A 26,689-nucleotide genomic window follows, 5' to 3' on the forward strand; every position below is an offset into this window, starting at 1 on the left:
TCTTGGTTAGGTGTTCTAAATTGGTCGAATGCTGTCTTCATCCAGTTCCGCAGCAAAACGCTGCAGAATAAAACCGACATTCGGATCATTATGCAAGCTCTGTGTCGCCTGCGCTAATTTTTGTTGATAGAGATGTTCTCGCCACTCCAATGGCGTTCGCCCGCTATCGCCTAAATGGACTTCCAATGTTATGGGGGCATTTAGGGCCTGAGACAAGGCCTCCATGAGCTGTTGTTGTGCTTTTTCTTTATTGAGGTGAGCCTGATCAGGACGTAAGGTCAACACCACCGTATTGCCCTCACGCACCATCGACGCATTCAGTGCCATTTGCTTCACCAAGCGCGGCACCACCAAACTGTCTGCCAACGCACACCAGTGATCCTCAGCGTTCGCTTCATGGACAAGCTTGTCCCGCATCGCTGGTGTTTTTTCATGCTCCAGCGCCTTTTTAAGCGCATTTGGCGTTAAATGCGTGGCTGTCTCTTTTTCAGGTTGTGGTTGAGTTGGCGTCCATTGATAAGGCTCGTCAGACACCGGCGCCGTTTCAGCCGTTTTTTGATGAGACAATGCCGCCGGCGCTTGCTCAAAAGAGGAGTCGGACACCGGCGACGCAGGCTGGGCATTCGCAGTAATACGATCCAGCACTGACAACGCATCTTGCTTGGCCGATGTCCGTTCAGTCTTTTTTGGCGTGTTATCCGTCTGACTCGGTTGGCGTTTCATTCGACTACGTAGTTGATTCCGCGCCTGAATCAAACTGGATGCCGCAGATTGAGGAGCAGCCGGTGCTTCCTCCGCCCTGTCCGGCTGAGTCGACGCTGGCTGTTGCGCCTGTGGCTCAGATTGTGATTGAGGTTGCGCCGACTGTGGAGCTGGCACGGCCTGCTCCCTTGGCGTCGATGTTGCTTGCTGCACCTGTGCTTTTAACGCCCCAATCGCCTGAGCCGGATCGGTGTGCGGTTTCTGAGTCGCAGCCTGTTGCGTTTGAGGGGCTTGGGTCGGCACAGAAATCGCCTTGGGTTCATAAGGGACAGTTTTGACCGGTTGGAATGCCAACATCCGCAACAACACCATTTCCAATCCCGCACGTCCATCGGGGGCATACGGTAAATCTTGACGGCCCTGTAGCGCCATTTGATAGCACAACTGCACATCTTGTGGCGACAGTCGGGTCGCCAGTGCATGCAAGCGTGCTTTGTCTGGTGACGCCTCGCTATGCGTATTAGGTAACGCTTGCAGTAAAGCGATTTGATGCAGTTGCCCAGCCAGCTCTTTGAGTAAACCGTCCCATTCAACGCCAATGTGAGCAATCTGCTCTAAGGCACTCATCAGCTCCACCGCATCGTGGTTCACCAGCGCTTCAAGCAGCATCAATGCGTGATCTGTACTCAGTGTACCCAGCATGTCGCTAACCGATGCCGTGGTAATTTGGCCATTGCCTAGCGCAATCGCTTGGTCGGTTAAGCTCAGTGCATCACGCATGCTGCCTTCAGCTGCGCGAGAAAGTAGCATCAATGCGCGCGACTCAGCATCTACGCCCTCTTGCGCCAAGATGGTTTCTAACTGGGTTTGAATTTGGCTGGCATCGAAATGCTTTAAGTGAAATTGCAAACAGCGTGACAGGATAGTCACCGGCAGCTTTTGCGGATCCGTAGTGGCTAATAGAAATTTCACATACTCAGGCGGCTCTTCCAGCGTTTTGAGCAGCGCATTGAAACTATGACGAGACAACATATGGACTTCGTCAATCAAATACACCTTATAGCGACCGCGCGCAGGCTTGTACTGAACGTTATCCAGTAACTCACGGGTATCTTCAACCTTGGTGCGCGATGCCGCATCGATCTCTAATAAATCGACATAACGCCCTTCATCAATCTCTCGGCACGTTTGACACTGACCACAAGGTGATGAAGAAACACCTTGCTCGCAATTCAGCCCCTTGGCAAAAATACGCGCGATGGTGGTTTTACCTACCCCACGGGTACCGCTAAATAAGTAAGCATGATGCAAACGGTCGTGGTCAAGTGCGTTGGCAAGCGCAGTCAGTACATGTTGCTGCCCTGCCACGGTATCAAAGCTGTGTGGCCGCCATTTACGTGCGAGTACTTGATAACTCATGTTTCTCGGCTTCCTATTTGAATATCCAATGAGGCGGAGCGTAACAAGGGCGCACAGCGCCCCAGTATGGAGAGAGACTAGTGGCCGTCAAATTGGCACAGACTGAATACGTTAACACCCATTTGGGCAAGTTTATCCTCACCACCAATATCGGGCAGGCTGATGACAAAGCCCGCATGCTTCACCTCACCGCCCAGACGACGCACAAGTTTTACTGTCGCCTCAATGGTACCACCGGTCGCCAATAAGTCATCAATGACAAGCACGTTATCACCGCTGCTAATCGCGTCACGATGAATTTCTAGCGTGTCTTCGCCATATTCAAGTTGATAACTTTCACTAATAACTTCACGAGGTAGCTTGCCGGGTTTTCGTACCGGGACGAACGGTAATCCCATTGCCAGTGCCAACGGGGCGCCGAATAAAAACCCGCGCGATTCGGTACCGATGATTTTGGTAAAACCCATGTCACGATATTGGTTCGCGAGTGTATCTATGGTTGCCTGATAGGCAATCGGATCTTCCATCAAGCTGGTTACGTCGCGAAAAAGGATCCCGGGCTTTGGGTAATCAGGAATGGTTTTGATGCTTTGTTTAATGACATTCAAGCTGTCGTTGCTCATGGCCAATACTCGCCGGTAAAAAAACGCAAACCGCCATGTTATGAATTTTCAGCCGAGGCGGCAACAGATTCTGTCTCGGGCAGACGGAGAAACCAGCATAACAGCACAATTAAGCAAATTAGCAGCATGACTTTTAACCAAGTAAAGCTGACTATATAAATCGAAAAAGTAAAGCTGGCCAGTATCATCACAGTGGCTCGTACTTTGACCTTACGACTGATGGCACGTTTTTGGTACCAATCGGTCAGGATAGGCCCAAAGGTAGGATGCGCATGCAGCCAGTTAGCAATACGGGGCGAACCACGCATAAAACAGCCACTCGCCAGCAGTAAAAATGGCGTCGTTGGTAGCACCGGCAAAAAAATACCCGCCGTACCTAGGCCAACCCACAGCCAACCAAGACTGTTCCAAAGCCAGCGCCAACGGGGAGAAGAAGATGGCAGTGAGTGTTGCATGCTGTGGTCTCGCAAAGTTCTGGCCTGACGGTGAAATGAAACACATTAACAAGTGTAGTGACCCTCACCCGGCCAGTACAGCACAATACCGTATTTAACCGCTGATCGTGACCTATTGAATAATTAACGACCAAATAAAATACCGATCCAAGTCAGGCTTGCCGGCAAGGTGGGAATGAGGAGTACCAGCAAAAATCCAATGAAATACTTCAGACTATACGGCTCTTTAAAATCATGTTCCATTTTGTAATCTCTACTCACAACAACTTAACAACAGTGAGGCGCTACTATAGCTCAGCTTTCAACCGCTAAAAACGGACCTTTTGTAAGGTTTTATCGCTATTCTTGATTTACATCAGGGTAACAAGTGGGGTCCGTGATCCATGATAAACGTCATTTCAGCCAATCAAGCGAACTGACCATGGATACAAAAACCTTCGCACAGCTTCGGCGTGAGCTCGAAACCGAGCAAGCGGAGCTGATCGCAACCTTAACCACTCGATTACGAGAAGATTGGGAAAAGGAATGCGGTAAACTGAATGTGACTGACTTAATAAAAGAAAGTCAAAACCTGCCAGGCGCGATTCGTTGCCTAGGCGATCGTTTGGAGAAAGTGGACGCCTCTTTGTGTGCCATGGATTTGGAGATCTACGGCCTGTGTGCCGATTGTGAGAGCCAAATACCGCTCAGTGATTTGATGCAAGATGCGGCAGAACAGCGCTGTCCTCAGTGTCGAACATCGAATTACTACCATCACGATCCCGCGCAGCGCCGTGTTGCGACGGACCCTCACTAAGTTAGTGATACTGTGTCGGTCTACTTTCGCTTGTAGCCTGTCTCTCGCTGTTTAAGCGACGAACGCCCAGCTTTGGCTGGGCGTTTTTTTGCGTTTGAGTCAAACCATGCCACATTATTCTTGGTCGATAATCCAGCGGCGGAAAGACTTGCGTTCTTGATCGCTTGCTTTGGTATACCAAAGTTTAAGTTGTGAGAGCGCATCACCTTTGATGGACGCTTTGCCTTCCTCATCCACTTCGACCAAGACATCATTGAGATTTTTGCTTTCGCCTTGGTCGAAGATAATACCGTTGGCACGGTTATAGTCTGCCACTAACGCTTCCATATCCGCGTAAGCAGCAAAGCCGTCACCTTTAAGCTCAATCGCGTTCAACGGCATCACCTCGCCACTCTCAAACTCCGCTTGCCAATTGGGTGCATCAAAGTAGCTTGATGCTTGGGTTTCGAATCGCAAATTGGTATCGATATCGATTACAGCATCTCGGCCATTAACCTGTAAGTCGAACACATATGGGCGAGAGGTAAAGACAACATCTTTGCTGCCACGCTTCACTTCCCCTTCGTAGCGCATCACTAGCTGGTGTGTGCCATCGCTTAGTTCAACACTTTGCTGAGGTGCCCAGTTGTCAAACTTCACTTCGGAGCCATCAATCACTAAAAACTCGACACCACGTGTAGAGGTAATCGTTGCGGCCTGAGCGACACCTGACAATAGGGTGACACCCAACGCTATCCCAGCCCATTTCAACTGCTTCATTATTCTTTTCTCACTGATTCGCCAATACCATGAATAAAAAAGCCGCCCGAAGGCGGCTTTTTAAAACGAGTACTACATAATGTAGCGGTATCGTTAAGCTCGATTAGAACTTAACTTCCATACCTGCAACGTAGCCCCAATCTTGCTCGTCACCGTCGCTATCACCCACTTCTGCGTACACTTTGGCATTGCTGTGCAGTGCATAAGTAACGTTCGCGTAGTAGCCGTTAACGTCTGAAGATGCGTTATCTACGTCTTTGTTATCAAAGCCAAGAGCAAAGGTAGTTTTGCCCATGGTGTAGTCTGCAGCGATAGAGATGTAGTCAGTATCTACGTCAGTCGCGCCAGTTTTGTCGATAGTACGGCCATATGATGCAGCGATACCTACGTTTTCGATGCCTGCGTATTCGATTTCGAAGTTATATGCTTCGGTATCTGCATCGTCAACACGGCCAAGATCTTCTGCTAGTTGATAATAAGCACGAACATCTACATCAGCGAAACGGTAGCCAAGGCGACCTTCGTAAATGGTTTGGTCATCAGTAGTGTCATCGCCTTCACTGTAATCAGTATAAGTCAACGCACCGTAGAAAGTACCGTTATCGTAAACGTACTTACCAACTTGAGCTGCTTGCTCGATGTCAACACCGAAGCTGTTTACAGACAACTCGTAGTCTTTGGTGATGCCAGACTCATCCATCAACAGGTATTGACGACCTGCAGTGAATTGACCCCAGTCGCCTTTGAAACCAACATACAGCTCGTCGTTTTCAACGTCGCCACGGTATTCGTCACTATTGCTATCCGCATCGTTGTTTTCGAACTCAAATGCCATTGCACCGATTACAGAAAGTTTGTCTGAAACTGCTACTTCGGTGTTGATTGCGAAGTCGCCATCGTCTAGACGCCACTTGCCGTCTTGGTTGTTGCCGATCTCTTGGATGTACTGAACTTCCATTGCACCAGAAGCGTCTACTTTAACGCCGTCTGCGTCATACAGGTTGATGCTTGCAGATGCTGAGCCAGCAGCCAGCAGAGCTGGAACTGCCATTGCTAGAATAGTCTTTTTCATGGTTAATCCACTGCCTTTTCTATTTAGTCATTATGAGTTCCTTCATGGAACTCTGTTATATGGTGGCTGTCATAATGCTGCAAAGAACAAAATGCCAATCCACTGAAACTTCGTGGCTAATCGTGCAGAACATTCAGGATTCTGTCAACTGGCCCGAAACCGCGCAAATCATAACCCACAAAACATAAAAAACAAGCAGTTAGCTACCCCACCTGAATTAAGATCACAGTTTTTGGTTATAAATACGCCATAATTGATGAAAGTTAACAACACACGAAAATAGATGAATATATCGTAACGATTGATTTTAAACCAATAAAACAGAATATATAACCAATCAATCACTTAAATCAGGTGTATTTCTAATCACAAGACAGATCAGCAAGATAGGGTTGATTGGTTCAATATAAATTCGTGACTGGGATCTCATTAATGTAAAGAAATCTTGCAGTTCGGGATCGTTTTCACGTTTTTGAGTCGTGCTATACTGCGCGCCATTCTCCCTTAAGCCGGACTTATTGATGCTCAGCTCTGCCGTAAAATCAGACATCCGCGCGTGCTATCAAACCCTACAAGCGCAACTTCCCCACTTTGTTCCTAGAAAGGTACAAAACTATCTCGTGGCAGAGCTCGCAAAAACGCTAGCAGGCGATTACGACAACAAACGCCGGCTATTTGTTGCGGAGGCGGGTACAGGCGTTGGCAAGTCAATGGCCTACCTCATGGGGGCCATCCCCTTCGCGCTAAATAACAATAAAAAAGTGGTGATTTCGACCGCAACAGTGGCTTTGCAAGAGCAGTTAGCCAATAAAGATATTCCATTTTTTCGTCGCATCTGCCCAAAACCGTTTGATTTTATTCTGGCAAAAGGGCGCCAACGATATTGTTGTGCACACAAATTAAGTGCAGTGGCAGATACAGACAGCATTCAAGGCGCGCTGTTCACCCAAAAGCCCAAGCAAAACGAGCAACGGCTACTCAATGACATGTACTCGGCATTTAGCCGCGGAAAGTGGGATGGCGATCGCGATAGTTGGCCTAAGCCAATTGCCGATCACCTCTGGCAAGCCATTGCGTCAGACAAGCACACCTGCCACGCCGGATTGCACGCTCATCGTCAGTGCCCCTTCGCCAAGGCACGCGAGGCGATGGATAAAGCGGATGTTGTGGTCGTCAATCACAGCCTGCTACTGGCCGATCTCGAGCTGGGTGGCGGGGTGATCTTGCCCGAGCCAGAGCAATGTCTTTATATGATTGATGAAGCCCACCATTTACCCACAGTCGCGCGCGACTTTTCTGCCGCCAATGCCAGTTTACTCGGTGCGACTGGGTGGCTAGAAAAGCTCAACCAAGCCGCGGTTAAGCTCGGTAATACCGCGGATATGAAGCGCGCAAACCGCTTCGTGGATAGTTTATTAGATGCGATCCAACTGCTGATCCCCACTTTACGCGACACAAACCAAATTATTAGTAAGTTACCCATCAATGAGGATGGCTGCTACCGTTTTGTTGATGGAGAACTGCCTGACGCCTTGGTAGAGCCCTGCCAGCAATTGAAGCAGGCGAGTAAAAAAGCCAACCAGAGCTTGGCGAAAATTCACGATTTGATCAACGAGCGACTGAAAGAAAATGACATTTCGACCAAGCTCGCCGACCCTGCGCTTGCGGAAAGTGCCTTTTTCTTACAACGGCTCGAGAACCTAGAAAAAGTCTGGTCACTGATGGCACAACCCAACGCAAACAAAGGAGCTCCTCTCGCGCGTTGGGTACAACGTTGCCAAGAGCGTGAGGATGATCGCTGGGTCCACGTCTCGCCGTTAGAAGTCGGCTGGCGCCTTGATCAGATGCTGTGGTCTCGGGCGGCCGGTGTCGGGCTGTTTTCTGCCACATTGCGCGCTCTCAATCAGTTTAGCTATTTTTGTCGCCAAGTCGGTTTAAGCGAAAGCGATGGCACGCGCTATTTAGCGTTACCCTCCCCCTTTGACTATGCCAATCAAGCAAGGCTGATAGTGCCTGCTATGCCCTGTGAACCACAAGCAAAACAGTTTACCGATGTGCTTAGCGATAAAGTGCTTGAATATTTAGAAGGCGAAACCGCGTCACTGGTGCTATTCGCCTCCTATTGGCAAATGCATCAAGTGGCTAAAACCTTGGAGCCGCACTGTCGCCGTCATCAATGGCAACTGCTCTGCCAAGGCACCCTGTCACGTAGTGCACTGTTAGAACAACATAAAGAGGCGGTTGCCGCTGGGAAAACCAGTATTATTTTTGGGACCGGCAGTTTCTCTGAAGGGCTAGACTTGCCCGGTAAACTACTGACAAACTTGATTATTACCAAAATCCCCTTTGCTGTGCCCACCTCACCGGTGGAAGAGGCCCACGCCGAATACATAGAGAAATGTGGCGGCAATCCGTTTTTGCAAATTTCGGTTCCCGAGGCAAGCAAAAAGCTGGTGCAATCGGTCGGGCGCTTACTGCGCAAAGAGGAAGACTCTGGTAGAGTGGTGCTCCTTGACCGGCGTATTATCACCCGCAGATATGGCCAATCATTACTCGACTCGTTGCCACCCTTTAAGCGCGTCGTCGAACAATAACTAGAAAGAATTCACATGCTTGAACTGATTGACCTCTCTACCCTGATTATTTTAGGGCTCACGGCGTTTGTCGCCGGCTTTATTGATGCGGTAGCTGGTGGTGGTGGAATGCTCACTGTCCCCGCCTTGCTATCCTTAGGTTTACCTCCACATATTGCCTTAGGGACCAATAAACTTGCCGCCACTTTTGCGTCAAGCACCGCGGCCTTTACCTATTATAAGAAGCGGCTTTTTTCGCCTCGGTTTTGGCAACATGCCTTTTGGGCAACATTAATTGGTGCCACCTTAGGCACTTTGTTGGTTGATGTATTGAGCACCGAGTGGCTTGAAAAGGCGATTCCTTTGGTGGTGCTGATCGCTGCGGTTTATACGGTATGGCACCCTCAGCCCAAGGTCGATAACCATAAATTGCCCGCGCCCTGCCCAAAGCTCCCCATTAAGCAATGGGGGCAAGGCCTATCACTGGGCTTTTATGATGGGGTAGCTGGACCCGGAACTGGCGCGTTTTGGACAGTCTCGACCATGTCGATGTATCGCATGAACATTTTGCTGTCATCGGGACTTGCCAAGGCGATGAATTTTACCAGTAACTTCACGTCCTTGGTTGCATTTGCACTGCTGGGGCATGTTAACTGGGCACTCGGTCTGACGATGGGTGTCTGCTTGATGTTAGGCGCTTTCATTGGGGCCCATTCTGCGATTCGCTTTGGTAGCCGGTTTATCCGTCCGATTTTTGTCACGGCCGTGGTCGTGCTCGCGGGTAAGCTTGCATTAGACGCATGGTTTTAAGGTAATTTAACAATCATGAAAGCCCAGCTCGAAACAATGCACCAGTTACTCGACCAACTGGCTAAGCGTGCCGCTGAGGTCGATAGACGTCGCGGAGAAGCAAACGCGCCTTTGTTCTCCATTCAGCTTTTTCAATGCCAAGGCAAGCTGCTCACCCCTTGTGTAAACGAAGCGCAGGGGCTGCTTAATGTGATGCGACGCGACGACGAGCAAGGGCTATTGACCGAAGCAAGAGCGACACATATTTGTGAAACCTTATTGGCACAAATCAGTGCGCTGCAACGTGAGCTGGCGACGCTACCATTACGTAAACAAGAACAAGCGACCCGTGGACGTCGCCGCCAATCCATAGGTGAACTTTACCAAGAGCTCGCCAAACACCAAGATTGGGAACGACGCTTGGAAGACAAACTCAGAGATGCGAATGCCAGCGTCGATGCAGCAAGCACTCCGGCAGTCCGCCAAGACTACCAGAAGCAAGTTTTAGCCCTAGAGCAACGCTTAGCCCGTTGCCGCCAAGCTCGCGAGCGTATTGAAAGTACCATCAGTTATCGTGAGCGCAAGACCTAAGGACGCATGGCGCAAACCCAACATCATCTTAAATCTGTTACGGCATTAGTTAATACACACAAATCAGCAGTAAGGAGCTTGGGGTGTTACCTCTGATTTACCATCCTATTTATTCTGACTTCCCGCTCCCAGAAGGTCATAGGTATCCCCTTCAGAAATACCGCCTTCTATACGAGCGTCTCAGCGCATGCAACTTGCCAGTCACGTTCGACCAACCGACAGCGGCAGACCGTCGGGTGATCGACCCCGTGCATGATCACGACTATATCAATCACTTAATCAAAGGCGAGCTACCGCTGGCCAAAATGCGTCGAATAGGCTTTCCATGGAGTGAGGCCTTAATCACCCGCAGCCTCACTTCGTTAGGCGGCACCACCTTGACCGTTGACCACGCGCTTGAGACCGGGCTTGCCATTCATCTAACCGGTGGCTACCACCACGCTCACTACGATTTTGGTAGTGGTTTCTGTTTATTTAATGACTTAATGATTGCGGCACGTCACGCACTGTCTCACCGTGGCATAGACAAAGTGTTAATTGTTGATTGTGACGTACACCATGGCGATGGAACGGCCGCGTTAGCGGCAGACCACCCTGATATCATCACGTTTTCAGTTCATTGTGAGAAGAATTTCCCCTCGCGTAAGCCACCGTCGACGATCGATTTACCGTTACCTAAAGGCACCGGTGATGATGACTACCTCAGCGCATTTTTGCCCTTGCTCGAGCTCGCCATCGCGCAGTATCGTCCTGACATGGTCATTTATGACGCCGGGGTCGACATTCATCGGGACGATGCACTCGGCTATCTCGACGTGTCAACAAACGGCATCTATCAGCGCGATCTGGGCGTACTCTCGTGTTGCAAGCACAACCAAATCCCTGTCGCGGCAGTCATTGGTGGTGGGTATCACGATAATCACGACACCCTCGTCCCACTTCATGAACAACTGATCCGTGCCGCGTTACACGTGACCGAAAAGCAATAAGGAGCCCTCATGAACAAAGAAGCATCCAACATCCCGAACGGCCTTGAGAACGCTCCCGATGACGTTAAGCTCGCCGTTGACCTGATTTATTTGCTCGAAAGCCATCAAATTGATATCGACGTTGCACTGTCAGCCATTGATATGGTCAAAGCAGATTTGCTCAATAAAAAAGGCAGCGCATCGACACAAAAATAGGCACTCATAGCGTGCTCGCTTCATCCGTGTGACGACATTTTCATCAAATCTACGTGTTTTTGATCACAATTTTACGCGCGCTGACATAGTCCGCCTTTAGTCGCTTTTAACGAAAATTTATGCAACATCGCATTTTACTAAATCGCGTAAGTTCAAGTAATTAGCATGAAAAGCATTACATTTTATTTACAGTCAATATCACCAAAATCAACATATCGAGCAGGTTAATTTTTAATCGAACCGCCCTTCTCATAGTGTTTTGTCTCACAAATATCGGTATTATCCGGTGCGCTCCGCGTTGTGTACCTACTCATTCAAACAAGGTGCATAACTAACGTGAGAGCACTCTGGCAACAGTCGAGCATGGATTCAAAATGCTGTTGCACACCACGCTGGTTCCACGTTAGGCCACTAACCTAACCGCCCCTCAAGATGGGGACCAGCTGTTCGCCTGCATGGACTGCAGTTAAGTCACATGGACAGTGGTTGTCGGCCTTGACGCTTGTCGTCACCTTTGCAAACACTCGACTTTTCAAGCTCAAGGCGTCTCCCAACAGACGAAAAACAGAGTTTTATGATGGAACTACTAGAAAACCTATTTGTGTCCATAGTCGATACAGGTAATAGCCTCCTTTGGGGAAGCGTACTGATTTACTTATTGATTGGTCTAGGTCTGTACTTCACTGTACGTTCCGGCTTTATTCAATTCCGTAACTTTGGCCACATGTTCAAACTCATGGCCAATAGCCGCGATGGCGCCTCAGGCGGCATCTCCTCTTTCCAAGCATTCAGCACTAGCTTGGCGGCACGCGTGGGTACCGGAAACATGGCCGGTGTCGCAGTGGCGATTTACTTAGGTGGGCCTGGTGCCATCTTCTGGATGTGGTTAACCGCATTGGTCGGTATGGCCACCAGCTTTGTCGAGTCCACCCTCGCGCAAGCTTACAAAGTCAACCACAAAGACAATACTTATCGTGGTGGTCCGGCGTATTACATTGAAAAAGGCCTTGGCCAGCGTTGGCTCGGTATCGCCTTCGCCGTGTGTCTGATTATTGCATTCGGCTTGGCCTTTAACGGGGTACAATCCAACTCAATTGCCGCTGCAATGAATACGGCATTTGGAGTCAATGAACTCGCTGTCGGGATCGCAATTACACTGGTCACCGCACCGGTAATTTTTGGTGGTATGCGCTCAGTGGCACGCGTAGCGGAGCTTATCGTTCCGTTCATGGCACTCGCGTATCTTGCCGTGGCGCTGTTTGTCGTTGCGATGAATATCGAGCAGCTTCCTGCCGTTATCTCGATGATTGTTAAGAGTGCGCTGGGCGTTGAACAAGCTGCCGGCGGTGCGATGGGTTATGCCATTGCCCAAGCAATGATGCAAGGTATCAAACGCGGCCTGTTCTCGAACGAAGCCGGTATGGGTTCCGCACCCAATGCCGCAGCAACAGCCACCACCAAGCCTAACCATCCTGCTGCACAAGGCTATGTACAAATGCTAGGGGTGTTTGTCGACACCATTGTGATCTGTACTGCAACCGCCTCGATTATCTTGATGTCTGGTATGCTCGACCCAGAAAGTGGTCTTACCGGTATTGCACTGACTCAAGAAGCCTTGGTGAGCCAAGTGGGTGACTGGGGTGCAGGCTTTATTGCCATTGCGATTTTGTTGTTCGCCTTTACGTCTATCATTGCTAACTACTCGTATGGTGAATCTAACATCGAGTATATCTTCAAGTGTCGTAAAGCCATCACTTTGTACCGTATCGCAGTTCTCTCTATGGTATTGGTGGGATCAATTACTGACTTGCCGTTGATCTGGAGTTTTGCTGACTTATCGATGGGTATGATGGCGGTGATCAACTTAGTGGCGATTGCGCTACTATCTGGCATTGCGTTTGCGTTGATGAAAGATTATGAAGACCAACGCCGAGCGGGTAAGAAGCCAACGTTTGATCGTACTAAGTTCCCGAAACTGGACAAGCAAATCGATAAAGACGTGTGGTAACGACACCGATCTATCGGTATCAACCTACAAAAAACCACCGCTCAGGCGGTGGTTTTTTTATCGTTAAAGTCAGTGCGGATCACCAAGTGAGCCAATAGGCAATTAACAACGCAAACACAATGCACGCACCGGCATAAAAGCCCAACTCAATTTTACGTGCCGTCATGTCTTCGGCCTCTTCGGGCTTTAACGTGAGTCCCCAGTAAGCAAAGCCAATGCCTGATGACAACAACAACACCCCAAGGCCAAACACCAGCCCTTCTACTGCATGGATAAATGTCATGTGCTTTCCTCTGATTATCAGTCGCTGATGTTGTAGCACATTCTTATTGCACTGAAAACCAGCACTCGACGTGCTATCGCCTGTAAACGGGTCTACGAACCATCCGTGTCTATGGTTCAATCAAAAAGCGATAGCCGTCTTAACATTAGCTCCATACATCGCTAATCGGTGTGTCAGGGGAAAAGTCGTGGGCCACTTGTGCTTGCAACAGCTCTGCCGTGGCAATGGCATCGGTTAAGGCATGATGACTTTGATAAAAAGGCAGCTGATACCGAGTGCGGCTGTCGGCTAACCGAATTGACACCGGCGGACGACGCATAATACGGTCCATTAAGCTGCGCTTACCGGTGCGGTGCTTCCGCGCCTCAAGCTCCATCGTATCGACCATCGGAAAAATAATCCCTTCCCCTAAACGCTGCTTAATGGCACGGTCAAGGAACTCTCGCTCGATACGGCGGTAATGCACCACAACGATCGCACCGGCAAGCGCGCTTAGCAATGGTTCAATCACATGAGAAAAGTCTGGTGCATTCATAATGTCTGAATGGGTGATGCCATGAATAACAATCGAAGACTCCGCCAGCGGCCGATTGGGATTCACAATCCAGTGCTGCGCCTGTTGGCAGCGAACGCGACTAAGGGTAAAAGGCACCAGCCCAATACTGACAATGGCATCCTTTTCACTGTCTAGACCCGTAGTTTCAAAATCGAGTGCAACAAAGGGCACATCCTTTAGAGGCGTATCTGGTGCTACCCAGCCTTTTTGATAAAACGCTTGTAGCGTTTCATGTTTCACCTGCTCACGTTTGGTATCCAGCATGGCTTGCCAGTCCACGTGTTGCGCCGGAGCTTTCTTTTTCAGATCCAAATGCAACATGCCCTCCCCTTATGACCGATTCGGCTGATAGCGGAATTTCAAGAATTTCTGAGCGTTACTTAAAATCTGAAATGCATCTTTGAGGTTGCGGCGCTCAAAATCGGATAGATTCTCCGGCTCCACATTGTTATCTGGATCACGTCCCGCTTCGATATCCAGCGCTTGGTGACGAATACGCACCATGGAAATAAACTCCATCGCATCTCGAAGGTCTGGCCCTCGGCCTTTGGGCAAGATCCCAGATTCAATAATGTCGTCTAAGCGCTCAAACGAGTTTTGTGAGCGCGAATCGATAGCTAATGCGTGTACACGGATAAGATCGGCTAATGGCGCTGTACCACGGCGTTTGAGGTTAATAGAGTTATTGTGTCGCCCATCTTGCTCCATCACGAAATCTTTGAAAAAGCCCAAGGGCGGTGTGCGATTTAAGGCATTGCGCGCCATTGAGGCTAAAAAGCGATTATTGCGACGTGCACGGCGACCAATGAAGGCTTTGAGTTGTTCAGCCCAGTTAGTTCGACCATAGACACCATCTAAATCAAAGAAAATATTGCTGTCGAGTAACGAGCGTGGGCTCGGATTATCAATCCAATCGGCGAAGCATTGTTCCCACTCTTTCAGCGTTTTGCGCCACTCTGGATTGGTCGCCATAATATTACCGGTACAGTAGGTATACCCGCAGGCATCGAGTCCGTCAGACACGCGCTTCGATAGTGCCTCAAAGTACGCGTTATGCTCGTCGTGGTTAAAACTATCGTCCAAGATAATGGCATTGTCTTGATCGGTCACAATCAGCTGCTCATCGCGTGCCATCGACCCCATCGCCAAAAAGCAATACGGAATAGGCGGCTCACCCAGCTCTTCTTCTGCCAACTCCAACAGGCGCTGCTTAAAACTGCGGCCAATCACGGACATCGCAGACCCAATCATGTGTGAGTTCGCGTCCTCATTGACCATGCGCACAAAGCAATCTTTGACTTGTTTCGCTAACACCACTAAATCGTCCACTGATTGTTGGCGGAAAATACTGGCGACAAGGAACAAGCTGTTTTGCGATTCGTAACGTGCAATATCCGATAGCGCAACCACACCCAGTGGTTTGCCATGTTGCAGTACCGGTACGTGGTGGAGGTTTGAGCGCAACATGGTGAGCATGGCTTCAAAGATGTAGGCATTATGATCGAGGGTGATCAGCTGGGGCGACATGATTTCTTGTACCGGCGTTTCATAAGGCAAGCCTTCTGCTAACACGCGATTACGTAAGTCACGATCAGTAATGATCCCCAGCACTGGATTGAAGCCGGTTTCTGGATCGGGCTCATCACCCATCACCAAAATTGACGAGACCGCCTCTTGCGACATAACTTGGGCTGCATATTGTACCGAGTCGGTACTATCGATCATCACGGGGTCGCGAATAATCAACTTTTTGACCTTGGACGTCGTCAGATCATTGGCGTCATTGTGGCTCGATACCGCCTGACGTAATCGCGTCCGGTCTTCGACCTCGACAAAGTCAGCAAAGTGCTCAAATTCATCAAACAAGCGGTTGAACGTCGCCTCAGGGATGAAATACACCAAGGTATCTTCGATCGCCTTGGCGGGCATACGCACCCGGTTGTTCATCAAAAGCCCCATCTGGCCGAAGATATCACCCTCTGCGATACGGTTATACAAGGTGCCATTACGACGATACAGCTCGACAGCACCACTACGGATCATGGCTAAATCATGAATCTCATCGCCGTAGGCAAAAATCGTCGTGCCCGCTCGGTGATAACTAATTTCGATGCTTTGCGCGACCTCAGCAACCACCTCTTCAGGAATCGATTCAAAAGGGGCGTATTGGGAAAGAAATGTCGCAATTTCAACTTGTTCAGCTTCCATGATGCTCACCTAGCGTTGCGAGAAAGTGCAAGGGTATGCGGTTGAATATTCACAATAGATGAAACCTAAAAGCTTAGTCTCACCCATCACATATCAAGGTTGTTGGTAATAAAAAAGGCAGTCCCGAGGGCCTGCCTTTTTCATCATAGCTAACTGTTAGTTACTTAGCACGTACAGTTACTTAGCGCGCGGCTCTGATGCCAACCCTTTAAACAAGGAAGCCGTCGCCACCAAGAGTACAATCGTGAACGGGAAGCCGGTTGAAACCGCCATCGCTTGTAGGGCAACCAAGCCACCACCAAGGATAAGCGCCACTGCAACTAGGCCCTCGAAAGATGCCCAGAAAACACGTTGTGGCACTGGCACGTTCACTTTACCGCCTGCAGAAATGGTATCGATAACCAATGAGCCCGAGTCAGACGAGGTCACAAAGAACACGATAACCAGAATGATACCGATGAATGAGGTAATCGATGCCAACGGCAAATCATCCAACATCGCAAACAGTTTCAGTGACAGCTCTGCATCAACAACTGCGGTGTAACCTTCGTTYACAAATTGACCAATCGCGGTGCCACCGAATGCGGTCATCCACAACACACAAGCAGCAGATGGGATCAGCAATACGCAGGTGATGAACTCACGCACTGTACGGCCACGAGAAACTCGCGCGATAAACATACCTACAAATGGGGACCATGAAATCCACCATGCCCAGTAGAACGAAGTCCAGCCCTGCGTAAAGTTGGCATCTTCACGCGCAAATGGCATAGACAGCGCAGGCAAGTTTTCAAGGTACGCGGCGAGGTTACCAAAGAAACCAGTCAAAATGGCTAGCGTTGGGCCTACTGCAATCACAAAGATAAGCAGTAGCAGCGCAAGCAGCATGTTCACTTCGGAGAGGCGTTTCACCCCTTTATCTACCCCGGCAACCACAGACAGGATGGCCATCGCGGTGATACCCATGACAAGCAGCACCTCAGTGGTGTTACCCAGCGGGGTATCAAACAGATAGTGCAGACCAGCAGACGCCTGTGATGCACCAAGGCCTAGAGAGGTTGCAAGACCGAAGAGGGTCGCGATGATCGCAAGAATATCGATCACATGGCCTGTCCAGCCCCATACACGCTCGCCAAAGAGCGGGTAAAAGACAGAACGCATAGTCAAAGGCAAGCCTTTGTTATAGGCAAACAGAGCCAGACCTAGCGCCAAGACAGCGTAGATAGCCCAAGGGTGAAGACCCCAATGGAAAATCGTTGCAGACATACCTAGGCGTCGAGCCGCTTCAGCATCTCCGGCTGCAGCGCCTAACGGTGCCCAGTCGGTACGAATACCGTTTGCATCCACAGCGGTACCGCCCAATGAGGTTTGAAAGTGTGTTAACGGCTCTGAAACACCGTAGAACATCAAACCAATACCCATACCGGCGGCAAACAACATCGCAAACCAACCCGCATAGCTATAATCCGGCTTAGCTTCTGTCCCGCCGAGACGAACGCGACCCAAAGGTGACACAATCAGTACTAGACAGGCGATAACAAAAATATTACCTGCAGAAAGGAAGAACCAGTCTAGGTTCGAGGTCAACCAACCCCGAAGATCACCAAAAACAGGGCCGATTTGGTTTTGAAACGCCAAAGTGACAAATACAAAGGCCATAATGGCCAGCCCCGAGACCATAAATACTCGGTTGTGAATATCAAAACCAAACGGGCCAAGTTTAACGGCCACATTATCCTGACCGACCTGGTAGTCAGTATCGATCGGGTTAACTTTCCCGTCCGGTTTCATCATATCTTCATGGCTTTTATCGCTCACGAGTTAACTCCTTAGTCCGTTTGTTCGGAAGCCTGTGAGTGTCGGTGGCCTGTGCGCTCAATTGGCCTTTTCATCGCAAAACGCGCATAAAAAAGTTGACCAGCAGCAAGAACCGCAACATCCACACAGCTCACTACCCTAACATAAATGCGTAACGATTTAATTAGGGCACTAACCAAATGTCGATTTTATAACCAGCTATTAATCAATATATCCACTCAATCCCAGGCTAGACGCGGCCTAGAACTCATTTGAACTCTTTATTTCAGAGCTATAAAGGATCGTGTCATACACTTTCCTCTTTTAGGTTTAGCGGAAATACGCTGTATCATAAAAAGAATTCATTGATAGTGCTCACAAAAAATACCTATGTTCACCAGCAAAACTTTTGATGGATCACAAAGACATCGTGAATAGCATGCGTCTGTTCAAGTACTTATCGTGAAGCAGCTCTGAGCTCGCACGACTCGCCTACGAGCGCATAACCTCTAGGCCACAAAAATGCAAAATAATGCAACAATATGATTTATTCGTGACACTTGTCACACTGAGAAATATAAGTACAATACCGCCGCAATCGTTTTCCATCCCAGTTTAACGTTTGCGGAGCAAGCATCATGCAATTTGGCATCGGCCTTTTGGGGATTAGCGTCCTCTTTCTTATCGCGATTGGATTTTCAGAAAATCGTCGCGCGGTCAACTGGCGTACCGTCGGTGGCGCTTTCATTATTCAAATCGTCTTTGCCGGGTTTATCATCTCCGTCCCGCTTGGTCAGCGCATTCTGGCTAACGCATCAGAAGCCGTGTCCGCAATTATTAGCTTTGGCGATATTGGTGCTGAGTTTCTGTTTGGTGATCTCGCTAAGTTTAAACTTGGCTTTATTTTTGCCTTCAACGTTTTACCAACTATCGTCTTTTTCTCCGCTCTGATCGCGGTGCTTTATCATTTAGGGATCATGGCTTGGATTATTCGCCTGATCGGTGGCGTACTACGACGCGTACTCGGCACCTCGCGCACTGAATCGATGTCAGCCACTGCCAATATCTTTGTCGGATCGGTAGAAGCCCCTCTTGTCGTGCGCCCTTTTCTCGCCTCAATGACGCGCTCAGAATTATTTGCAGTCATGGTCGGCGGGTTAGCCTCCGTCGCGGGAGGCACCATGGTCGGATACGCAGGCCTCGGTGTTGAAATGAAATACCTGATCGCTGCCGCCTTTATGTCCGCACCAGCCGGTCTAATGATGGCAAAGATTATGGTCCCGCAGACCGAAGCACCTATCAGCCATACCCAAGCACAAGCCGAGCAAGATAACCACGATAAGCCTGTCAACTTGATCGATGCAGGCACACAAGGTGCTTTAAGTGGATTACAAATTGCGATGGCAGTCGGGGCTAGCTTACTGGCCGTGATCAGCATGATTGCGCTGATTAACGGCGGGTTGGGTAAACTTGGTCCTATGATCAATATGCCTCAGTTGAGTCTGGAGTGGATATTCGGCTATGTGTTTGCACCAGTTGCTTGGCTCATCGGTATTCCGTGGGAGGAAGCAATGACTGCTGGTACCTTGATTGGTAAGAAAATTGCGGTGAATGAATTTGTGGCGTTTGCTGATTTTATGAATCTAAAAGGTGCACTTTCTCCCCATAGCCAAGCCATTGTTACCTTTGCTCTGTGCGGCTTTGCCAACCTCACTTCGATCGCGATGTTGATGGGCGGACTGGGCGGTATTGTTCCAGAGCGGCGAGGCGATATCGCTAAATTAGGGATGCGCGCCATTCTTGCCGCCACCTTAGCGAATCTGATGAGCGCAACATTGGCAGGGCTGTATCTGACTTTGTAACTTCAATCACGCTAGATCGTTTTACCATCATTCTGACGGTTCAGTGTTTCTCACCAAGGACGGTGAGTGCACAAAAAGGCCTCGAAGAGAACGGACTTCATCTGTTACACTTCATTTACTTAACGTAAAGAGATGTAGTCACTATGCGGTATCCTTGGGTTCTTTTTGATGCTGATGAAACACTGTTTCACTTTGATGCGTTTGCAGGACTGCAACGCATGTTTTCACACTATGATGTCGATTTCGACCAACACGCCTTTACCGAATATTCAGAACTAAACAAACCTTTGTGGGTGCAATATCAAAATGGCGAAATAGACGCACACACACTGCAAACCAAACGCTTTACCCATTGGGGAAAGCGGCTTAAAGTGGCACCGACAACGCTAAACCAGCACTTTTTGGATGCGATGGCCGAAATCTGTGAGCCACTCCCGGGCGCAGAAGCACTGCTAAACGCGATTCGACCACACGCACACATTGGTATTATCACCAATGGCTTTACCGCGTTACAGGATGTCCGTTTGGAAAAAACAGGGTTCAAGCCAGCCATTTCTACTCTCGTGGTATCCGAGCAAGTCGGGTTTGCCAAGCCTGACACACGCATCTTCGAGCATGCTTTTGCAAAGATGGGCCATCCTCCCAAGTCTCAAATCCTCATGGTCGGCGATAACCCAATGGCCGATGTCCTCGGTGGCATGCGCGCGGGAATAGACACATGCTGGTTGAATCGCGACAAAAAGCCCCTGCCAGAAGGCGTGACGCCCACCCACCAAGTGGACTCACTGCATGCGCTCCAAGCGTGGCTCATACCTGACAACGCCTAATCATAAAAAAAGAGAGCCAATGCTCTCTTTTTTGCTTTCCAACGATGTCTTTGCCTAGTAGGGCAAATTAGCTGCGGTCACCGGCAATAAAAGCGGCTTTTTCTGCTTGTTGGCCTTGGTCGGTATTTGCAACATAAGTCACTGAACCACTGTTTTGGTCTTGGCTGTAAATGAATACACGACCTGATTCGTCAGTCACTTTGCTGTCCATGCTTTTTGAGCTGGTCACTTTCGCGCCTTTAACCGCTTGACCTTGTTCAGTCACTGATACCCAAGCACCGCCTTCTGCAGGTTGTACGTCAAGGTTCAGGCCGCTTGCCATTACTGAGGTTGATGCAAGTGTCAGTGCAAAAATAGCTGCTAATTTTTTCATGATTGTTTCCTCTCTCGTTGTCGATTGATTGTTATTAAACGCCAATCTCGGTGACCAATTGTCACCACAATGTCTCTATTTGAAGATATTCTTTGCGACCTTTCGTCGCGGGACGAGAGAGAATGTACGCCGATAAAAGTGTGCTCACAATCACATTTATGCGAATGACTTGTTCGAAAAATTGCACGTGATTTCACGATCAATCAGGCGTAAAAGATCTTAGATGTGTGCCTCTCCTTGCCTACTAAAAGTGATCCTCTTTGCCGTTTCACTCGTTTTGCCAAGAGCCATGACATTCCTGAGCAGTCACTCACTGTCATTATTGATGATGGTTTGGTGAGGAATGACCAATCGATGAAAAGGAGAGCAACATGCTAAAACGTACCTTAACGAAATTTGCGGTGACTGCCGCCTTGATTCTAGGAATGGGAAGCGCGATGGCTGCGCACCACAAAGGCGGCCACGATATTGTGGACACAGCCGCAAAAAATGATGACTTTTCTACCCTTGTGGCCGCAGTCAAAGCTGCAGGGTTAGTGGATACTCTCAAAGGAGAAGGGCCATTTACCGTCTTTGCGCCCACCAACGCAGCATTCGCTAAACTGCCAGAAGGGACGGTGGACATGCTTCTCAAGCCCGAAAACAAGGATAAGCTTGTCGATATCCTCACCTATCATGTCGTGCCGGGTAAGGTAACAGCGGAACAAGTGATGGGTATGTCGTCCGCCACCACAGTACAAGGCAGCGACATTATGATTAAGACCTCTTATGGCAAAGTTAAAGTCGATAACGCGACTGTAACCAAAGCCGATATTATGACGTCAAACGGCGTCATTCATGTCATTGATACCGTGATCATGCCTTAACGACCACGCCACTGAGCCTACGATTGCACAGATAGTGACGGGACCTGTGCGGTCAGTCGTCAGTGACAAAAAAGCCTGCTCCATGAGCAGGCTTTGTCGTTATCTAGGATTTATTCGCTGACGTGAGTCAAGCCGCTTGGCTATCGCACGACTGCTGATACTTGCCGAGCAATGCATGATAGAAATCGTGATCGGAAAGCGTGCCAACCAATTTGCCATTTTCTACCAGTAGCACGGGTTTGTTGGTGTGATAGCGGATTTCAATCGCATCACGCATTTCGATATCAGGCGATGCCATTACAATGGTATCCGAGCTTACTTGTGATAAGTCTTCCATGTCTTTTTTCCACTCAGCCACACGCAAATGCTGTGTGCCCGCCATGGCCGACAATGCTCCCTGAGGCTCTACTGTCACCCAGATATCCCGCTGATCGCACACCTTCCAACGGTTTTCAACGTGCGGCATAGTGTCGATATCTTTCATCATTGAGCGACCTTTCAGTACGTTCAACGGATTAGTGTGTGCCACAAAGTCGCGAACATAGTCCGTTTCCGGGCGCAGAACAATGTCTTCAGGCTTACCGTGCTGAATAAGCTGACCGGACTCCATGATGGCAATGTTGTTACCAATTTTCAGTGCCTCATCCAGATCGTGGCTCACAAACAAAATCGTTTTGTTGAGTTTTTTCTGCAGCTCTAGTAGCTCGTCTTGTAGCTGAGCACGGATCAAGGGATCCAGTGCGGAAAACGGTTCATCCATCAGTAGGATGTCACTATCCATCGCAAAAGCACGGGCCAAGCCAACACGCTGCTGCATACCGCCAGACAGTTCATGTGGATACTGATAGGCCCAATCCGCCAATCCTACCATTTCAAGTTTTTCTAATGCTTGCTTACGGCGTTCTTTTTTACTGATGCCTTTCATTTCTAGACCGAAGGCAACGTTATCCACCACGGTTAACCAAGGCATCAGGGCGAATTTTTGGAATACCATTGATGCACGGTTGGTACGCAGATGACGCAGCGTTTGTGCATCCACACTCGCCATATCAACCATCTGATCACCATCGCGCACTTCAAGGCTGCCACGGCTAATCGGGTTAAGGCCATTCACCGCCCGTAATAAGCTCGACTTACCTGAGCCAGAGAGGCCCATCAATACGCAAATCTCACCTTCTTTTACATTAAGTGACACATTGTCCACACCCACGACTTGACCAGTTTGATCGATGATCTCTGAGCGGGTTAGGCCCTTGTCGAGCAAGTCGAGTGCTGGCTTTACGTTGTCACCGAAAACAACATCAAGATTTTTAATTGCGATTGCGTCCATGGTATCCCCCTTATTCATGGCCTTGGTTTGGTGCTTTACACAGGCGGTCAAGAATGATGGCTACCAATACAATCGCCAGACCCGCTTCAAAACCTTGAGAAATGTTAACAGTGTTCAGTGCACGAACCACTGGCTTACCGAGGCCATCTGCCCCCACCAGTGCGGCAATAACCACCATCGACAGTGACAACATAATACATTGCGTCACACCCGTCATAATGCTTGGCAGTGCCGCGGGCAATTCCACTTTAAACAAAAGCTTCATACGGTTAGCGCCAAATGCACGGCCAGCTTCCACCAACTCCTCTGGCACACGTGTAATGCCGAGATAGGTCAAGCGAATCGGTGCTGCAATCGCAAAGATGATGGTGGAAATCAGTCCCGGTACAATCCCTAAGCCGAACAGAACCAGCGYTGGAATCAAATATACAAAAGGCGGTACCGTCTGCATTAAGTCCAAGAGTGGACGCATAATGGTATACGCTAAGGGCCGGTGAGCGGCCATTATCCCAAGCGGTATGCCAATTAATACGGAAATCGTTGTCGCGGCAAACACCAGAACAAAGGTTTCCAGCATCTCTTGCCAGTAGCCCAGGTTGAGGATCAACAAGAGCGCACTCACAACAAAGATCACGATGGAAATTCGACGCTGCAGGTACCACGCTAACGCAGCTGTCATGATGATAGGCATTGCAGGTGGCATCCATTTAAAGATGTCGACCAAAAACATGATGCTGGTATCTAAACCAATCGAGATGGCATCAAAGAAGCCCGCGGCGTTCATGGTTAACCAGTCAACGCCATTTTCCATCCATTGACCGAGTGGGATCTTGTTATCTGTAATAATATTCACAATAAAACCTTAGGGGGCGGCGATTAAACCGCCCTCTCCTTCTACACTTTTTTGTTACGCTTCAGTCTTTTTAAGATATTCAGTCACAGCTTCTACGGCATTTTTACCGTCTAGTGTGGTGATACCATCTAGCCACTTGTTCAACACACTTGGGTTGTTACGTAGCCATTCGCGCGCTGCAATCTCTGGTTTCTCGCCGTCATTCAGGATTTTGCCCATCATTTCGTTTTCCATCTTGAGGCTAAACTCAAGCTGCTCGAGCATTTGACCCACATTCGAACATTGCTCGACATAGCCACTACGAACATTTGTATGAACCGTGGCACCGCCGTAGTTAGGGCCGAAGTAGTCATCTGCACCAGACAGATACTTCATATCAAAGTTGCTGTTCATTGGGTGTGGGGCCCAACCGAGGAAGGCAACCCATTTACCACGACGAATAGCACGTGAAACTTGCGAAATCATGCCCGCTTCGCTTGACTCGATCAGACGGAAATCACCCAGATCAAAATCATCGGTATCGATCATTTTTTGAATTTGCGTGTTGCCATCATTGCCGGGCTCAATGCCATAAATGCGTGAGTCAAATTTGTCAGCGTATTCCGCGATATCTGCAACACTGGTCACACCCGCATCGTAAACGTACTTAGGTACGGCAAGCGTGTATTTCGCACCCGTTAGGTTGGCGCGTAGGCTATCTACAGTGCCATTTTCAATATACTTTTTGATATCGCCCGTTTGGGTTGGCATCCAGTTACCGAGGAATACGTCGATGTCGCCCGACGCCAGAGATGAAAAAGTCACAGGCAGTGACAGCAAGTCTGTCTCTGTTTGGTAGCCCATGCCTTTTAGCACTTCTGTGGTGATGGCTGTGGTTGAGGTCACGTCCGTCCAACCGATATCCGAGAAACGTACCGTCTCACATTGGTTGGCAGCAGCGCTAAACGCCACCATCGAGCTCAGGCCAACCGCGGTCATCAGGGTTTTGGTGGTCTTACGTTTGTTCATTGACATCTTGGATTCCTTGTAATGCTTACTGATTAGTTTCCAGTGAAGGCGCACCTTCGGTGGCTTTCTCACTTTGCGCGTTCTGATTGCGTTGCTTTTGTTGCCACTCAGCCGCAATCCATACTGGCACCTGCTCAGCAGGCAAGAGTGGCTTGTCGAGAATCATGTCAGCGGCGCGCTCCGCTACCATGATGGTTGGGGCATTCAAGTTGCCATTTGGAATGGTGGGGAATATCGATGAATCCACCACGCGCAAACCTTGAATCCCTCGAACACGGCACTGCTCATCGAGTACCGCCATCGAATCGTTGTCTGCGCCCATTTTGCAGGTACACGATGGGTGATACGCACTTTCCACGTTCTCTTTCACCCAACGATCAATCGCTTCGTCTGTGGTGACATCGCGACCCGGTTGAATTTCTTCACCACGGAAAGGGTCCATAGCACTTTGGTCCATGATTTCACGGGTCAAACGAATGGTGTCGCGCCAGTCTTGGCGATCTTGTTCGGTGGTAATGTAATTAAACAGGATCGACGGTTTATCTTGCGGATCCGCTGACTTGATACGCACATGGCCGCGGCTTTCAGGCTTGTTTGGGCCCACATGGACTTGGAAACCATGCCCATCAAACGCCGCTTTACCGTCGTAACGCATCGCTGCAGGTAAAAAGTGGTACTGGACATTTGGCCACTTCAACCCTTCGCGTGAACGGATAAAGGCACATGATTCAAAATGGTTGGTGGCACCCAAGCCTTTACGGGTCAGGATCCACTCAGTACCGATCATTCCCTTGCTAATTAACCCCAGCTTGCTGTTAAGCGTAATAGGCGCTTTACAATGGAACTGGAAGTAAACTTCGAGGTGGTCTTGCAGGTTTTCCCCCACACCCGGCAACTCATGCTTGACGTCAACACCGGCATTTTCCAGTACGTCACGCGCACCAATGCCTGAAAGTTGCAGCAGTTGCGGTGAGCCCACTGATCCCGCGCTGGAAATGACTTCTTTGTCTGCCATCACGCGTTCAATTTTGCCGCCTTTTTCAAATTCCACACCTACCGCACGTTTGCCTTCCAGCAAAACGCGACGAGTCACAACACCCTTTTTCAAGGTCAGGTTGCTACGCTTCAGCGCGCGACGTAGGTAGGCATTTGACGTTGAAGCGCGCACACCCTTATCAACCGTCATATGCATCGGCCCAAAGCCTTCTTGCTGATAACCGTTGTAATCTTTAGTTTCTGGATAGCCCGCTTCGACACCCGCATCAATAAAGGCTTGATAAAGCGGGTTGAGTTTCATGTCGTTGCCGTTACACGTACCGACAGGGCCCTGACCACCACGGTAAGTATCTTCACCGCCTGACCAGCTTTCTGCACGTTTGAAGTAAGGCAAACAGCTGGCGTAATCCCAGCCGTTCGCACCGTGCTCAACCCATTCTTCAAAATCACATGCGTGACCACGCACATAGACCATGCCATTAATAGATGAACTACCACCCAGTACTTTACCGCGTGGGCAATGTAGCTGACGGCCATCCAAGCCTGGCTCAGGCAAAGACTCAAACTGCCAGGCATAGCGCTTGGTATTCATGGGATAAGACAGCGCCGTCGGCATCTGAATAAAAATGCTTTTATCGGTGCCCCCGGCTTCAAGCAATAGCACTTGATGTTCGCCGGACTCGGTGAGCCGATCCGCCAGCACACAGCCGGCCGAACCCGCGCCGACGATAATATAATCGTAGCGTTGTGACATATTGG

Annotated in this window: 24 protein-coding genes; 10 read left to right on the forward strand and 14 right to left on the reverse strand. The window is 49.3% G+C overall.

What is annotated here, in order from left to right; genetic code table 11:
- Positions 1-15: 15 nt before the first annotated feature.
- The 3 genes from dnaX to BZJ19_RS08840 form a co-directional block, all read right to left on the reverse strand.
- Positions 16-2,121, reverse strand: a complete 2,106-nt coding sequence (gene dnaX, locus BZJ19_RS08830; protein WP_077675350.1) for a DNA polymerase III subunit gamma/tau — start codon at positions 2,119-2,121, stop codon at positions 16-18.
- Positions 2,122-2,198: 77 nt separating this feature from the next.
- A complete protein-coding gene (gene apt / locus BZJ19_RS08835) occupies positions 2,199-2,744 on the reverse strand; it encodes an adenine phosphoribosyltransferase (protein ID WP_077675351.1) in 546 nt (181 codons plus the stop codon).
- Positions 2,745-2,782: 38 nt separating this feature from the next.
- Complete coding sequence (locus BZJ19_RS08840; RefSeq protein WP_077675352.1) at positions 2,783-3,199, reverse strand: YbaN family protein; 417 nt, start codon at positions 3,197-3,199, stop codon at positions 2,783-2,785.
- 421 nt (positions 3,200-3,620) lie between these two features.
- Here BZJ19_RS08840 and BZJ19_RS08845 point away from each other — a divergent pair, with 421 nt between their 5' ends.
- Positions 3,621-3,995 carry a hypothetical protein gene (locus tag BZJ19_RS08845; RefSeq protein ID WP_077675353.1) on the forward strand — a complete coding sequence of 125 codons (375 nt, stop codon included), beginning with the start codon at positions 3,621-3,623 and terminating at the stop codon, positions 3,993-3,995.
- 114 nt (positions 3,996-4,109) lie between these two features.
- Here the strand turns inward: BZJ19_RS08845 and BZJ19_RS08850 are convergent, their stop codons facing one another.
- Positions 4,110-4,754 carry a YccT family protein gene (locus tag BZJ19_RS08850; RefSeq protein WP_077675354.1) on the reverse strand — a complete coding sequence of 215 codons (645 nt, stop codon included), beginning with the start codon at positions 4,752-4,754 and terminating at the stop codon, positions 4,110-4,112.
- A gap of 103 nt (positions 4,755-4,857) precedes the next feature.
- A complete protein-coding gene (locus tag BZJ19_RS08855) occupies positions 4,858-5,826 on the reverse strand; it encodes a porin (RefSeq protein ID WP_077675355.1) in 969 nt (322 codons plus the stop codon).
- A gap of 521 nt (positions 5,827-6,347) precedes the next feature.
- On the opposite strand from BZJ19_RS08855, the gene dinG reads away from it, so the two are divergent.
- The 6 genes from dinG to BZJ19_RS08885 all read left to right on the forward strand — a co-directional run bounded on the left by dinG (position 6,348) and on the right by BZJ19_RS08885 (position 12,971).
- On the forward strand, positions 6,348-8,420 hold the full coding sequence (gene dinG / locus BZJ19_RS08860; protein ID WP_077675356.1) for an ATP-dependent DNA helicase DinG: 2,073 nt from the start codon (positions 6,348-6,350) through the stop codon (positions 8,418-8,420).
- Between the two features lie 15 nt (positions 8,421-8,435).
- Entirely contained in the window at positions 8,436-9,209 is a 774-nt protein-coding gene (locus BZJ19_RS08865) for a sulfite exporter TauE/SafE family protein (protein ID WP_077675357.1), read from the forward strand.
- 15 nt (positions 9,210-9,224) lie between these two features.
- Positions 9,225-9,779, forward strand: coding sequence for a primosomal replication protein (locus tag BZJ19_RS08870; RefSeq protein ID WP_077640786.1), 555 nt, complete (start codon positions 9,225-9,227; stop codon positions 9,777-9,779).
- A gap of 83 nt (positions 9,780-9,862) precedes the next feature.
- The gene (locus tag BZJ19_RS08875; RefSeq protein WP_077675358.1) at positions 9,863-10,768 is read left to right on the forward strand and encodes a histone deacetylase family protein; all 906 of its coding nucleotides are present in this window, start codon (positions 9,863-9,865) and stop codon (positions 10,766-10,768) included.
- Between the two features lie 9 nt (positions 10,769-10,777).
- Positions 10,778-10,963 (forward strand): DUF2496 domain-containing protein, encoded by a 186-nt coding sequence (locus tag BZJ19_RS08880; protein WP_077675359.1) that lies wholly within the window; start codon positions 10,778-10,780, stop codon positions 10,961-10,963.
- 577 nt (positions 10,964-11,540) lie between these two features.
- Positions 11,541-12,971 (forward strand): alanine/glycine:cation symporter family protein, encoded by a 1,431-nt coding sequence (locus BZJ19_RS08885; RefSeq protein WP_077640783.1) that lies wholly within the window; start codon positions 11,541-11,543, stop codon positions 12,969-12,971.
- Between the two features lie 79 nt (positions 12,972-13,050).
- Here BZJ19_RS08885 and BZJ19_RS08890 read toward each other — a convergent pair whose 3' ends face one another.
- From BZJ19_RS08890 to BZJ19_RS08905, 4 genes are all read right to left on the reverse strand, one after another.
- Complete coding sequence (locus BZJ19_RS08890; protein ID WP_069591341.1) at positions 13,051-13,254, reverse strand: hypothetical protein; 204 nt, start codon at positions 13,252-13,254, stop codon at positions 13,051-13,053.
- 145 nt (positions 13,255-13,399) lie between these two features.
- Positions 13,400-14,131, reverse strand: coding sequence for a 3'-5' exonuclease (locus tag BZJ19_RS08895; protein ID WP_077675360.1), 732 nt, complete (start codon positions 14,129-14,131; stop codon positions 13,400-13,402).
- A gap of 9 nt (positions 14,132-14,140) precedes the next feature.
- Complete coding sequence (locus BZJ19_RS08900; protein WP_077675361.1) at positions 14,141-16,018, reverse strand: DUF294 nucleotidyltransferase-like domain-containing protein; 1,878 nt, start codon at positions 16,016-16,018, stop codon at positions 14,141-14,143.
- Positions 16,019-16,195: 177 nt separating this feature from the next.
- Positions 16,196-17,812 carry a BCCT family transporter gene (locus BZJ19_RS08905; RefSeq protein WP_415752716.1) on the reverse strand — a complete coding sequence of 539 codons (1,617 nt, stop codon included), beginning with the start codon at positions 17,810-17,812 and terminating at the stop codon, positions 16,196-16,198.
- Positions 17,813-18,453: 641 nt separating this feature from the next.
- On the opposite strand from BZJ19_RS08905, the gene BZJ19_RS08910 reads away from it, so the two are divergent.
- Positions 18,454-19,677 (forward strand): NupC/NupG family nucleoside CNT transporter, encoded by a 1,224-nt coding sequence (locus tag BZJ19_RS08910; RefSeq protein ID WP_077675362.1) that lies wholly within the window; start codon positions 18,454-18,456, stop codon positions 19,675-19,677.
- 143 nt (positions 19,678-19,820) lie between these two features.
- Complete coding sequence (gene yjjG, locus BZJ19_RS08915) at positions 19,821-20,504, forward strand: pyrimidine 5'-nucleotidase (RefSeq protein ID WP_077675363.1); 684 nt, start codon at positions 19,821-19,823, stop codon at positions 20,502-20,504.
- Positions 20,505-20,571: 67 nt separating this feature from the next.
- Here the strand turns inward: yjjG and BZJ19_RS08920 are convergent, their stop codons facing one another.
- Positions 20,572-20,877 (reverse strand): hypothetical protein, encoded by a 306-nt coding sequence (locus BZJ19_RS08920; RefSeq protein WP_077675364.1) that lies wholly within the window; start codon positions 20,875-20,877, stop codon positions 20,572-20,574.
- A 371-nt stretch (positions 20,878-21,248) separates the two neighbouring features.
- On the opposite strand from BZJ19_RS08920, the gene BZJ19_RS08925 reads away from it, so the two are divergent.
- Positions 21,249-21,743, forward strand: coding sequence for a fasciclin domain-containing protein (locus BZJ19_RS08925; RefSeq protein ID WP_077675365.1), 495 nt, complete (start codon positions 21,249-21,251; stop codon positions 21,741-21,743).
- A 127-nt stretch (positions 21,744-21,870) separates the two neighbouring features.
- Here BZJ19_RS08925 and choV read toward each other — a convergent pair whose 3' ends face one another.
- Genes choV through betA form a run of 4 tightly spaced genes read right to left on the reverse strand, consistent with a single transcriptional unit; the run spans position 21,871 to position 26,684 of the window.
- Positions 21,871-23,073: a choline ABC transporter ATP-binding protein gene (gene choV, locus BZJ19_RS08930; protein ID WP_077675366.1), complete on the reverse strand. Its 1,203-nt coding sequence runs from the start codon at positions 23,071-23,073 to the stop codon at positions 21,871-21,873.
- A 10-nt stretch (positions 23,074-23,083) separates the two neighbouring features.
- On the reverse strand, positions 23,084-23,926 hold the full coding sequence (gene choW / locus BZJ19_RS08935) for a choline ABC transporter permease subunit (RefSeq protein WP_077675367.1): 843 nt from the start codon (positions 23,924-23,926) through the stop codon (positions 23,084-23,086).
- A 54-nt stretch (positions 23,927-23,980) separates the two neighbouring features.
- The gene (locus BZJ19_RS08940) at positions 23,981-24,940 is read right to left on the reverse strand and encodes a choline ABC transporter substrate-binding protein (protein WP_077675368.1); all 960 of its coding nucleotides are present in this window, start codon (positions 24,938-24,940) and stop codon (positions 23,981-23,983) included.
- Positions 24,941-24,959: 19 nt separating this feature from the next.
- A complete protein-coding gene (gene betA, locus BZJ19_RS08945) occupies positions 24,960-26,684 on the reverse strand; it encodes a choline dehydrogenase (protein ID WP_077675369.1) in 1,725 nt (574 codons plus the stop codon).
- Positions 26,685-26,689: the final 5 nt, after the last annotated feature.

This window comes from Salinivibrio proteolyticus (genome assembly GCF_001996165.1).
Lineage (GTDB): Bacteria > Pseudomonadota > Gammaproteobacteria > Enterobacterales > Vibrionaceae > Salinivibrio > Salinivibrio proteolyticus.

Coding starts and splice junctions, on each gene's coding strand:
- dnaX (WP_077675350.1), bottom strand. CDS start 2,121: ATGAGTTATCAAGTACTCGCACGTAAATGGCGGCCACACAGCTTTGAT.
- apt (WP_077675351.1), bottom strand. CDS start 2,744: ATGAGCAACGACAGCTTGAATGTCATTAAACAAAGCATCAAAACCATT.
- BZJ19_RS08840 (WP_077675352.1), bottom strand. CDS start 3,199: ATGCAACACTCACTGCCATCTTCTTCTCCCCGTTGGCGCTGGCTTTGG.
- BZJ19_RS08845 (WP_077675353.1), top strand. CDS start 3,621: ATGGATACAAAAACCTTCGCACAGCTTCGGCGTGAGCTCGAAACCGAG.
- BZJ19_RS08850 (WP_077675354.1), bottom strand. CDS start 4,754: ATGAAGCAGTTGAAATGGGCTGGGATAGCGTTGGGTGTCACCCTATTG.
- BZJ19_RS08855 (WP_077675355.1), bottom strand. CDS start 5,826: ATGAAAAAGACTATTCTAGCAATGGCAGTTCCAGCTCTGCTGGCTGCT.
- dinG (WP_077675356.1), top strand. CDS start 6,348: ATGCTCAGCTCTGCCGTAAAATCAGACATCCGCGCGTGCTATCAAACC.
- BZJ19_RS08865 (WP_077675357.1), top strand. CDS start 8,436: ATGCTTGAACTGATTGACCTCTCTACCCTGATTATTTTAGGGCTCACG.
- BZJ19_RS08870 (WP_077640786.1), top strand. CDS start 9,225: ATGAAAGCCCAGCTCGAAACAATGCACCAGTTACTCGACCAACTGGCT.
- BZJ19_RS08880 (WP_077675359.1), top strand. CDS start 10,778: ATGAACAAAGAAGCATCCAACATCCCGAACGGCCTTGAGAACGCTCCC.
- BZJ19_RS08885 (WP_077640783.1), top strand. CDS start 11,541: ATGGAACTACTAGAAAACCTATTTGTGTCCATAGTCGATACAGGTAAT.
- BZJ19_RS08890 (WP_069591341.1), bottom strand. CDS start 13,254: ATGACATTTATCCATGCAGTAGAAGGGCTGGTGTTTGGCCTTGGGGTG.
- BZJ19_RS08895 (WP_077675360.1), bottom strand. CDS start 14,131: ATGTTGCATTTGGATCTGAAAAAGAAAGCTCCGGCGCAACACGTGGAC.
- BZJ19_RS08900 (WP_077675361.1), bottom strand. CDS start 16,018: ATGGAAGCTGAACAAGTTGAAATTGCGACATTTCTTTCCCAATACGCC.
- BZJ19_RS08910 (WP_077675362.1), top strand. CDS start 18,454: ATGCAATTTGGCATCGGCCTTTTGGGGATTAGCGTCCTCTTTCTTATC.
- yjjG (WP_077675363.1), top strand. CDS start 19,821: ATGCGGTATCCTTGGGTTCTTTTTGATGCTGATGAAACACTGTTTCAC.
- BZJ19_RS08920 (WP_077675364.1), bottom strand. CDS start 20,877: ATGAAAAAATTAGCAGCTATTTTTGCACTGACACTTGCATCAACCTCA.
- BZJ19_RS08925 (WP_077675365.1), top strand. CDS start 21,249: ATGCTAAAACGTACCTTAACGAAATTTGCGGTGACTGCCGCCTTGATT.
- choV (WP_077675366.1), bottom strand. CDS start 23,073: ATGGACGCAATCGCAATTAAAAATCTTGATGTTGTTTTCGGTGACAAC.
- BZJ19_RS08940 (WP_077675368.1), bottom strand. CDS start 24,940: ATGTCAATGAACAAACGTAAGACCACCAAAACCCTGATGACCGCGGTT.
- betA (WP_077675369.1), bottom strand. CDS start 26,684: ATGTCACAACGCTACGATTATATTATCGTCGGCGCGGGTTCGGCCGGC.